Origin of the sequence: Campylobacter sp. P255, from assembly GCF_003627915.1 — a bacterium.
Taxonomy (GTDB): Bacteria; Campylobacterota; Campylobacteria; order Campylobacterales; family Campylobacteraceae; genus Campylobacter_D.
Map to the genome: position 1 here is coordinate 1 of NZ_NREN01000018.1, position 10,375 is coordinate 10,375.

The 10,375-nt window shown below is 30.2% G+C and carries 12 protein-coding genes and 1 pseudogene; 7 read left to right on the top strand and 6 right to left on the bottom strand.

All coding sequences use genetic code 11. The features are described 5' to 3' along the window. Both CKA54_RS07390 and flhB read left to right on the top strand, forming a co-directional pair. Window positions 1–197, top strand: a 197-nt coding sequence (locus CKA54_RS07390) for a methyl-accepting chemotaxis protein (RefSeq protein ID WP_120760913.1), incomplete at its 5' end; no start/stop codon positions are given. 91 nt (window positions 198–288) lie between these two features. Continuing rightward, window positions 289–1,365, top strand: a complete 1,077-nt coding sequence (gene flhB, locus CKA54_RS07395; RefSeq protein WP_120760914.1) for a flagellar biosynthesis protein FlhB — start codon at window positions 289–291, stop codon at window positions 1,363–1,365. Here the strand turns inward: flhB and CKA54_RS07400 are convergent. After that, window positions 1,357–2,136 carry a sulfite exporter TauE/SafE family protein gene (locus CKA54_RS07400; RefSeq protein ID WP_120760915.1) on the bottom strand — a complete coding sequence of 260 codons (780 nt, stop codon included), beginning with the start codon at window positions 2,134–2,136 and terminating at the stop codon, window positions 1,357–1,359. The genes flhB and CKA54_RS07400 overlap by 9 nt on opposite strands. A gap of 109 nt (window positions 2,137–2,245) precedes the next feature. Here CKA54_RS07400 and CKA54_RS07405 point away from each other — a divergent pair, with 109 nt between their 5' ends. The 3 genes from CKA54_RS07405 to CKA54_RS07415 are packed head-to-tail and all read left to right on the top strand — an operon-like array spanning window position 2,246 to window position 4,729. Continuing rightward, window positions 2,246–3,382, top strand: coding sequence for an N-acetyl sugar amidotransferase (locus tag CKA54_RS07405; RefSeq protein ID WP_120760916.1), 1,137 nt, complete (start codon window positions 2,246–2,248; stop codon window positions 3,380–3,382). Next, the gene (gene hisH / locus CKA54_RS07410) at window positions 3,379–3,990 is read left to right on the top strand and encodes an imidazole glycerol phosphate synthase subunit HisH (RefSeq protein ID WP_120760917.1); all 612 of its coding nucleotides are present in this window, start codon (window positions 3,379–3,381) and stop codon (window positions 3,988–3,990) included. The genes CKA54_RS07405 and hisH overlap by 4 nt, the downstream gene beginning before the upstream one ends. A 1-nt stretch (window position 3,991) precedes the next feature. Then, on the top strand, window positions 3,992–4,729 hold the full coding sequence (locus tag CKA54_RS07415) for a HisA/HisF-related TIM barrel protein (protein ID WP_120760918.1): 738 nt from the start codon (window positions 3,992–3,994) through the stop codon (window positions 4,727–4,729). On the opposite strand, the gene pseH (CKA54_RS07805) is transcribed toward CKA54_RS07415, so the two are convergent. The 4 genes and pseudogenes from pseH (CKA54_RS07805) to CKA54_RS07430 form a co-directional block, all read right to left on the bottom strand. Then, window positions 4,697–5,320 (bottom strand): UDP-4-amino-4,6-dideoxy-N-acetyl-beta-L-altrosamine N-acetyltransferase, encoded by a 624-nt coding sequence (pseH, locus tag CKA54_RS07805; RefSeq protein WP_367301901.1) that lies wholly within the window; start codon window positions 5,318–5,320, stop codon window positions 4,697–4,699. The two genes, CKA54_RS07415 and pseH (CKA54_RS07805), sit on opposite strands and share 33 nt — an antisense overlap. 39 nt (window positions 5,321–5,359) lie before the next feature. Next, a pseudogene (gene pseH / locus CKA54_RS07810) lies at window positions 5,360–5,737 on the bottom strand (UDP-4-amino-4,6-dideoxy-N-acetyl-beta-L-altrosamine N-acetyltransferase); the annotation flags it as partial. Continuing rightward, window positions 5,734–6,558 (bottom strand): UDP-2,4-diacetamido-2,4,6-trideoxy-beta-L-altropyranose hydrolase, encoded by an 825-nt coding sequence (gene pseG, locus CKA54_RS07425; protein WP_120760920.1) that lies wholly within the window; start codon window positions 6,556–6,558, stop codon window positions 5,734–5,736. The gene pseG and the pseudogene pseH (CKA54_RS07810), both read right to left, overlap by 4 nt. Continuing rightward, complete coding sequence (locus CKA54_RS07430) at window positions 6,555–8,456, bottom strand: motility associated factor glycosyltransferase family protein (RefSeq protein ID WP_120760921.1); 1,902 nt, start codon at window positions 8,454–8,456, stop codon at window positions 6,555–6,557. The genes pseG and CKA54_RS07430 overlap by 4 nt, the downstream gene beginning before the upstream one ends. 153 nt (window positions 8,457–8,609) lie before the next feature. Here CKA54_RS07430 and CKA54_RS07435 point away from each other — a divergent pair, with 153 nt between their 5' ends. Then, the gene (locus tag CKA54_RS07435) at window positions 8,610–9,275 is read left to right on the top strand and encodes a CDP-alcohol phosphatidyltransferase family protein (protein ID WP_120760922.1); all 666 of its coding nucleotides are present in this window, start codon (window positions 8,610–8,612) and stop codon (window positions 9,273–9,275) included. 3 nt (window positions 9,276–9,278) lie between these two features. Here the strand turns inward: CKA54_RS07435 and pseF are convergent, their stop codons facing one another. Further along, the gene (gene pseF, locus CKA54_RS07440; protein WP_120760923.1) at window positions 9,279–9,995 is read right to left on the bottom strand and encodes a pseudaminic acid cytidylyltransferase; all 717 of its coding nucleotides are present in this window, start codon (window positions 9,993–9,995) and stop codon (window positions 9,279–9,281) included. 151 nt (window positions 9,996–10,146) lie between these two features. Between pseF and CKA54_RS07445 the strand changes: the two genes are divergently transcribed. Further along, the coding region (locus CKA54_RS07445; RefSeq protein WP_120760924.1) for a hypothetical protein at window positions 10,147–10,375 on the top strand (229 nt) is incomplete at its 3' end.

Genomic DNA, 10,375 nt, shown 5'->3' on the forward strand with positions numbered 1-10,375 from the left:
TTCAATCTATCAATGAAATGGGTGAAAGTATTAAAGAACAAACTACAGGTATTACTCAAATTAATGATGCTGTAGCTCAAATTGATAGCGTAACACAAGAAAATCTAAAAATAGCTAAAGATAGTGCGGCTATATCTGATAATGTTAATAAGATAGCTAATGATATCTTAGAAGATGCTAGAAAGAAAAGATTTTAATCGTTAAAATAATTTTTAATCCAAGTATGAAATTTGTAGATACTTGGATTAAATGATATAATCTTGCTTTAAATTCTTATAAGGTTTTTTTATGGCTGCTGATGATCAAGAAAAAACAGAAGAGCCCACGTCCAAAAAAATAGAAGATGCGCGTAATGAGGGTAATGTCCCAAAAAGTCAAGATGCATCCGCTGTGGCTGTACTCGTTATAGCGGTTTTTGTGGTGTTGTTTATGTTGCCTTTTATGGGCGAAAGAATTAGTGGTTTGTACAGGTTTTATCAAAGTTTTATAGGTATTGAGCTAGACATAAAAATTTTACAAAAAATCATTATAAAAACAGTTATTGAAATGTTTATTATGGTTTTACCTATCACTTTAACGATTATGGTGGCAGGGGTGCTTGGAAACTTAATGCAATTTGGGTTTATTTTTACAACTAAACCTATTACACCAAATTTTAATAAAATTAATCCCATTAATGGTCTTAAAAATCTTTTTTCTTTAAAGAAAATTATCGATGCTTTAAAAATCATACTCAAGGTTGGGGTTGTTTTTGGTATAGCGTTTGTGTTTTTATTGCAATTTATGCAAGAGTTGCCAAGAGTAGAGCTTTATACGATTTATCCGCAACTTTTATGGTTAAGGGATAAGGCTATCATACTTGCTGCGGTTGTTATTATAGCTTTTTTGATTATAGGTCTTTTAGATGTGCTTTTAGTAAGGTATCAGTACTTTAAAAATTTACGTATGAGTAAGCAAGAAATCAAGGATGAATTTAAACAAAGCGAAGGGGATCCTTTGGTAAAAAGTAGAATTCGTCGCTTGCAAATGGAAGCAGCAAGACGTAGAATGGTGCAAGATGTTGCTAGTGCTGATGTAGTGATCACCAATCCTACGCACTATGCGGTTGCCTTGCGTTATGATAATTCTAAGGAGGCTGCGCCAAAGGTTTTGGCAAAAGGGGTGGACTTTTTGGCTTTGCGTATTAAAGATATGGCATATGAGTATAATGTAATGATTTATGAAAATCCTCCTTTAGCAAGAGAGCTTTATAAGGCTTGTGAAGTTAATGATCTTATCCCACCAGAGCTTTTTAAAGCAGTGGCGGAAGTGCTAAGTTTTGTTTATACTTCTAATAGGCAAAAATTTGCCGATAGACTAAAATAAATTTAGTTTTTTAAGTAAACTAAAAATAGTCATGCTAATCGAAAGCGTATAAATACCTAAAAGTGCTATGCGGTGAGAATTGAGGTTGAGTTTTTCCATGATTTTAATACCAAGATAAACTCCTAGCATAGAGCTAATACCCACTAAGGTTCCATTGTGCAAAACCTCCTCATCAATAATATCATTGTATACAAAAGAACTAATGCCTGAAATGGAAGCAAATATAACAAAAAATAAGCTAAGAGGAACTACTTTTTTGGTGTCATATCCTAAAAAATATGCCAAAATTGGGGTGATCAAAAGACCGCCGCCAATACCCAAAGAAATAGCAAAAATACCTGTAAACATACCGCATACTAATAAAATAAAATTTTTTAAAATATTTGTGTGTTGAATGTTGCTTACGGTGCTTTTTTGATTAAAAGCAAATTTTAAAAAGAAAACAATACTCACACATAAAAATACGCTTGTGAGTGTAATATCTGAAAAATACGAAAGCAATACCCCGCTAAACATCGCACCTAAAAAGCCTCCAAAGCCTATGATAAGTCCATCTTTTAAGATTAAATTTTTCTTTTTATAGTTTATATAAGACCCAAAAACAGAAGCAAAGATCATTTGCACGACTGAAATTGCCACAGCATGGTGGGAGCTTAGTCCTAAAGTAAGCATAAAAGGGACAATGATCATTCCACCGCCTATACCAAAAACCCCTGAAGCCATACCTGAAAAAATTCCTATAATCATATAAGGAAGCAAAGTTAAATCCATGATTAGCCTTTTTGCAAATAAAAACATTGTAACAAAATAAAATTTATTTAGCTTTAGAAAATATAATCATAGTCGATTTAATAAAGTTTATGATATTTTTGGAGTAAAAATGAAATTTTGTAAAAAATGTGTAATGCCAGATACTAAACCTGATTTGCATTTTGATGATGAGGGGGTTTGCGATGCTTGTCGTTCTCAAGAAGCGAAAAATCAAGAAATAGATTGGAAAAAAAGAGAAGAAGAATTTTTAAATCTTGTTAAAAAATACAAAACGCACCCAGTATATGACTGCGTGATAGGGGTTAGTGGCGGTAAGGACTCTACTTTTCAAGTGTTAAAATGCCTTGAGCTTGGGCTAAATCCTCTTTGTGTGTGTTTTGAGCCAACTATCCCTACTAAAATAGGTAAAAAAAATTTAAAAAATTTAAATCAACTTGGAGTAGATTTAATCCATATCAAAAGAAATCCTTTGGTGTATAAAAAATTAGCTAAAGAAGCTTTTATAAGAACAGGGGATAATGAATGGCAAAATCACTTAGGAATTTTTACTTGTGTGCCAAAAGTGGCAGTTGCCTTTGGTATTCCTTTGATTATTTGGGGTGAAAGTCCTCAGATTGAGTATGGTGGTCCAGCTAGTTCTAAAGAAAAAAATACTTTAGGTAGGGAATGGCTTGAAGAATTTGGTGGGCTTTTGGGTAATAGAATTTCTGATATGATCGGTGTTGATGGTATTAGCGAGAAGGATTTGTATTTTTACACTTATCCGAGCGATGAAGAGCTTCAAAGAGTTGGAGTTACAGGGTTGTTTTTGGGGTATTATTTTAAATGGGATTATAAGTATAACTTAAAGGTATCTCAAGAAAATGGTTTTAAAACTAGCACAAAACCAGTTGAAACTACTTATGAGAATTTCGAAAATTTAGATTGTTATTCCAATCATGTACATGATTATTTAAAATACTGCAAATATGGTTTTGGAAGAGCAACTGATAATGCATGTTTGGACATAAGGCTTGGGTATATTAGCCGTGAAGAAGGCGTAAGGCTTGTGAATAAATACGATGGAAAGCCACCTAAAAAAGCTATCAAAAAATACTTAGAATTTAGCGGATTTAGTGAGCAAGAATTTGAAAAAATTGTAGATTCTTACACTAATAAAAAAATTTTTAAACGTGATGAAAATGGTAAATTTTTAAGAGATAGCGATGGGTCTTTGATAAAAAAAGATGAGTTTGTTTTAAAATGATTTGCATTGTGGATTATCATCTTGGTAATTTCAAGTCTGTCTTGAAAGCTTTTGAAAAAATCGGTCATAAAGTGATTGTAAGTTCTAAAAAAGAAGATATAAAAAATGCTTCTAAGCTTGTATTGCCAGGTGTTGGATCTTTTAAACAAGGCATGAAAAATCTAAAAAAACTTGCTTTAGATGAAGTTTTAAAAGAATGCGTTTTGCAAGAAAAAAAACCCATTTTGGGAATTTGCCTAGGTATGCAGCTTTTTGCTAGCAAGGGATATGAGGGCGGAGAATGCAATGGACTTGGCTTTGTTCATGCAAATGTTTTGAAATTTGATTTAAGTAAAGAAAAATTATTGCACAGTGGTTGGGATGATTTGCGATTTGGTAGCAACAAAAGTAGGCTTTTTGATGGAATTTTAGAAAAAAGCGATTTTTATTTTGTGCATTCTTATTATGTAGAGTGTTTGGAAAATATAGAAACTTCTTTTTGTGAGTATGAAAAGCCATTTTGTGCGAGTTTTGAAAAAGAGAATATTTTTGCTGTGCAGTTTCATCCTGAAAAAAGTCAAAGTGTTGGTCTAAAACTTTTGGAAAATTTTGCAAATTTAAAGGCTTAGTATGCTTAAAACTAGAATTATTCCTTGTGTGTTGCTAAAAGATCATCAATTAGTTAAAAGTATCGGCTTTGCTTCATTTAGGACTATAGGGCATATGGTTAGTACTGCTAGGATATATAATGCTAGAAATGTAGATGAGTTGATCGTTTTGGATATAAACAAAAACGGCAAGATAGATTTTGAGAGCTTGGAGGATATAGCTAATGAATGCTTTATGCCTTTGACAATTGGAGGTGGGATTAGAACTTTAGAAGATATTAGAAAGGTTTTAGATATAGGTGCGGATAAAGTTAGTATAAACTCCATAGCTTTACATGATCCAAATTTTATCAAAGAGGCAGCAAATACTTTTGGAAGTTCTTGTGTGGTGTGTTCTATTGATGTTAAAAAAGATAAGGGTTGTTTTAAAGTTTTCAATGATGAAATCTTAGATATAGATCCGCTAGAGCTTGCACTTAAGTATGAAGCTTTAGGAGCAGGGGAGATACTTTTAACAAGTGTTGATAAAGAGGGAAGTGCTTTGGGGTATGACTTGGAATTACTGAAGTATTTTCAAGATAAGTTAAAAATTCCACTTGTTATTAACGGTGGACTTTCTAAACCTCAAGATGGAGTAGAAGCTATAAAACTAGGTGCAAACGCACTTGCTGGTGCTTTTATCTTTCATTTTAGTCAATATACACCAAATGACATCAAAAACTGTTTGCTAAAAAATGGTTTTGCAGTCAGACTTTTTTAGTTGCATTTTTAAGATAGTTTCATTTTGAAATTCAAATTGCTTAATTATATTAAAATTAAATATTTTATGTAAATTGGTAACAAATATATTGTTATCAAATACTTGTAGTTGAAGAAATGAATAATTTTTTATTTTAAAAGCATAATAAATACTGATATGTTCTAAAATTCTACCTAATCCTGAAATTTTAGAAAAAGGATTTGCATAAAAGCCAAACTCTATGGTATCATCGGAAATAATTTCAAAGTTGATACTTCCTAAGATATGTTTATTGTAAATTACACAATAATAACTTTTAGCAGTATTTTTTTTTAGTTTTTTTATAAAATTTTTGTGTTCATATTTAGCAATATAGTGTTTTTGGTATAAATATTTTTTCACTTCAGGGCGATTTCTATATAATCTAATCTTTTCTTTTTCTTTGTGATTTAGATTGGCAAAATTTTTCAAAATAATATTTTCATTATGCATAAAGTTAAAAATGATATTTTTACTATATATTTCGTAGTTTATTAGTTCATTGTGCCAATTAAAATTAACAGAAGATAATTTCTCAATAATGGATTTTTGTATATATTTCAAATAAAGCATTGTTTTATGCTTTACTATATTTACAGGAGAATGTTTTAGATATAATTTTAAAGCTTTTGTGTTTTCTTTAAAAACACAAGCGTTTAGAGTTTGAACTTTTAAAACATTAAAAGCATAGTTTTTAACTTCTTGCATTAAAAGTTCACCTACTCCTTTTTGTATACCATAAAGCCCAAATTCACATGAATGGTTGGTTATATTGATAAAATCAATTACGCCTATGATATTTTCATCATCATAAACTAAAAAATATTTTTTAGTATTGTCTAGCTTGAGTTGTGATAAAAATTTCAAATGTTCTTTTAAACCGATGTTTTTTGTTTTCATAAATTTAGCTACGTTCTCATCATTACGCCATTTTAAAACAAGTTTTATTTCTTCTTGATTCAGATGAATGAAATCTTTTAAAATTATCATATCAGATTCTCCACTTCATAGCCTTTTTTCGCAAGCCATATTGCAAGTTTTTCTTGGTTTTTAGCATAAGCTATAGCTTTAAAATTTGCTTTTAAAATTAAAGCTTCATTGACTAATGAACTTGCACTAATGATAAGCTTTTTGCTTTCGTTCATTAATCTTGCAAGATTGGGACAGTCTATGAGAATTTGTATGTTAGGGTTTTTTTGGCTTAATTTTTGCAAAGACTTTATATGTGAATTTGCCCTTGTGGTTGCTATGATGATGGTTTTGTTTTGGTTGAGTTTATTTGCAACATTTAAGGAGATGTTTTTTGGATCACTCCCGCCAATGCAAATAAAGTAATCATAAATTTTCTCTCTTTTTATTTTACTTTCCTCATAAAACTCATCGCGTATTAGAGCATAAGAAAAACCACACCTTAACTCACAGTATTTTGGTACTAAATTTTCATAGTCACTTTCTTTGGCATAGGCATTGACATTTAACAAGATATCGCAAAAATGTTCTTTAATTTCATCATCAAAGCTTAGAATTTTCACCCCTGTTTCCAACTTGATAAGTTTTTCATCATCGGCGGTGATCTCATAATGATCGATGATTAAAAGATCAAATTTTTCTTTTTTGATGAGATTGATGAGTTCGTATATGCTAGCACTAGCTAGCTCATACACAGGGTAAGGAATTTCATCTATCAAAGAGCCTTTTAGTGGTAAACAAGCAAAAGCAACATCTTGGTATTGTTTGGCTAGTAAAAGATCTCTTTTAATATGTCCATGTCCTATGGTGCTAGAACTATCGCTTCTAAAAAGAACTTTCATTTTATTTTGTGACCATATCCTTTTTCTACAATAGCTTCTTGCAAAGGAATTATACCCCTACACAAAGCTTGTTCATGGGCTTTTATGTGAGCGATGATTAATTCAAGCCAATCAATATGTTCTTTAATCCACAAGAGTGATTTGTTATACACGTCATCTTCATTGATAGGGTTAAGAACGTAAATTTTAGCTAGGTTAAATTCAAACTGGGCAAGTAGTGGGCTTAGGGTTTCGTGTAGTTCTTTCATATTTTTTAGTTCTTCTATATAGAGTTTGATTTCATCTATTTCTTTAATTATGTCTTCTATATTTTCTTTGGAGTGGACATTTTGATAAGACCATTTTAGGTGAGATAAGCGGTTTTCGACGATGTTATTTAAAACATGGCAATTTGAAATACTCTTTTTTATCTTGGTATGTGCTTTAAGCATAAGTTCGATTTGTTTGTTTAAGGTTGGTTTTTCTAAAGGCGTAAAAGGCTTATCTAGCTCTTTTGTTAATAGCTCTTCGCATATTTCTTTAAAAGGTTTTTCTATAGCACCTTTGATTCTAGCTCCACCTTCGGTACAGTTGTAAATTTTAATTCCATGGTGATTTGAATGCGCAATATCACTTTCAAAATTTTGTCTAAATAAAGTCCACACAAAAGAGCTTTGCACAACCCCATTTCCGCCATAGGCTTCACATTCGTATTTTCCAAAATCTCTTTTGTATGGTTTTTGTGTGATATGGCTATCTGTAAGATAGGTATAATCACTCGAGTGGGATATACCGCTTTCGCTATAAGCTAAATCTTGTCCAATCAAAATGATGTTTTTATGTCCCAAATTAAATGCTAGGTTGAAAGCCATATTTGCCACACTCCAACCTGTTCCAAGATACCCGTAGGCATGTAATTGTGTAAAGTATATAAATTTAGCATCAGTAGGAGAAATTAGCATGTAGTTTCTATTGTTATTTTCTAGATATTGTGTGGTTTTTGGATGAGTGTATGATTTTATAGCAAAAATAATATTTTTGTCAAAATCACCAAAATTATTATTAAAGTATTCACTAGTTAAAGGTATCCTTTCTAAAGACATTACATAATCAGGCTTGATATTGTGTTTAGCTAGAATAGGATAAGCGCTATCAGCACAAAATATTGTTGCTTTGTTGGTATATTGTTTTAATATAGGAAGTTGTTTAGAGAGACTAGGTCCAGTAGAGACAATTATAGCTGTATCGCTTAGATTTTTTCTTTTTTTTAAAAGCTCTTTGTAGCTTGGATGACTTAACATTTTAGGAAGATTATGGGTGTATTGTTCTATGCCTTGCAATGCATCAAGAGGTAAGTTGCCGTATTTTAATACAGCTTTTTTAAGATGTTCGATTAGATTATTATTAACTGTTAATATGTTTTCGTGATATCTTTCGTAGTAATCAGAATGCAATTCTAAAAAATAAGTTCTTGCAAAATTAAGCATAGGTTGTTGTCTACACATTAGTTCATAGCTCATTGTATCTAGACAGTTTACATCAGCAATCACTAATTTAGCTTCTTGTAGTTCTTTGCTAAAATCTATTATACTAAAGGCTGTATGGATGATTTCTAAATCTTTTTCAAAAACTATGATCACTTTATGGTGAGGATTTTGCAAAAGGGCTTTGTATAAAATTCCATTACCAAAACCAAAAAAATACAATACAGGATATAAACGGTATTTTTCATTGTAAGTTTTTAATATGGTATTTAATTCATCCAAAGGATTTTTGTAAATTAAGGTGTTATCTTGAGTGTTTAAAAAATTAATATCTAAATTATCATTGCCTTGAATAACTTGATATTTAGTTTTTTTAATTGATGATAAAGTTTGACCCAGTTTAGTTTTTATGCTTTTAATGTTTTTTTGTAGCATAAGCTGCTCCTTGTATTGTATAGATAATTATTATTATACTTTAAAATAAACAAGAAAAAGCTTATGTCTTAGAGAACTAGTTGTTAAGATAATTAAACTAGTGATTATTGTGGTATAATTTTATATTGTATTAAAATAATAATCGGAATAAATATGAATTTAGATGAAAAGTTAAAAAAAAAACAAAGACTTGAAATGTCTTACTACCCTACTGAATATATTATAAGAGTTTTGTTGTTGCAAAGGTATATTCTAATACCAATTTCAAAAACATCAATAATACCAAATCAAATTACTATATCTTCTTTGGTTTTAATTGTTATATCTTTTGTTGCCATCTGCAATCATTATACTGTTTTAGCGGGCATCTTGTATTTTTTTTATTGCATGCTAGATTGTTTAGATGGGATGCTGGCAAGATATAAAGATTTACGTTCGCAATTTGGGAGTTATTTGGATAAAGTTGTAGATCATATTGGTTTTAATGGAGTTTTTATTATAGCATATACTGCATCTTATATTAGTTTTTTTGAGTGTTGCTTGGTGATTATTTGTATGAATTTACATAGGACAATTTGTCCTCATTATATATTAAAAAATTTAAGAAAAGTTAAAAATATTAAACGCTTTGGAATTAAAAAATACTTTTTAGATAGAGGATTTTTACTTGGAATTGATGCTACCTTATTGGTGATTTTGATAAGCATTGGCTTAATTTTTAATATTTTTTATTTAATTTGCTATTTACTTAGTTTTTTGTTTATATTTGATCTGGTGTATAGATTTTTTGAATTGAGATATAATCTAAAGCACAACTAAGAATTAAAAGGTGCTTTGTTTGTTAAATTGATACAGTATTTTAGCAAATTCTAAGTCTTCAAAAGTATCGATATCACAAATTTTATTTCTAGGGAGCAAAAAAGCTTTAGAGTGAGGTTTAAACATAAAATCTTCTTCTAGCCATGCTTCTTTTTTGCCAAAGTAAAATGCACCACCATCATGATAAGCCTTGGTAAGATCTTGTGAGCGTTTATGGTAGTTTGATTCATTAAACATATAAACTTTATTTTGCTTATCAAGGTAAAAACTTCTTTGTATAGGGTAGTCAAACTCACAAGCTGAAAATAAAAATTTACATTCTTCTTGAATAAATTGCTCAAAGGCTTTTTGCAAGATAAACTCATCTATAAGTGGTGCGGTAGCATACAAACAGCACACGTTTTCATAAAATTGACCTTGTTTTTCTAGAGTAATGATAGCATCTTGAATCACAGCAGTTGAGCTTGCATAATCATCACTTAGTTCTTTTTTGCGTACAAAAGGAGCTTTTACACCATATTTTAAAGCCACATTGATAATTTCATCATCATCACTTGAAATGATCACATCATCAAAAACACCTGAATTTAAAGCACTTTCTATACTATAAGCAATCAAAGGTTTTCCTAGAAAATCAATGATATTTTTTCTGGGAATTCTTTTTGAACCACCACGCGCAGGAATAATACAAAGATTTTTTTTCTTTTTGTAAAAGCTCATTTTATTTTATCCTTATTGTATTTGGTGATATTTTTATTACATTTAATATTATATTTTTCTAAATACATAATTAATTTAAACAGATAAATAGATGTTTTATGTTATATTTCGATAAATATTGTAGCAAAACAGTAGAACTTAAGGAATGATTATGAAAACTAGAGTTGAAAAAATTATATTACATGCATTGGAGAATTTGTCTGATGAAATACCAGAATTGAAGATTGTACACTCTAAAACGCAGTTGTTTTTGGACTCTCTAGCCCTAGTTAGCTTGGTTGCTGATCTAGAAGAACTTCTAAGTGAAGAATTTGATAAAGAGATTATTCTAGCAGATGAAAAAATGATGAGTGCTAGAAATTCTCCATTTAAAGATGTAG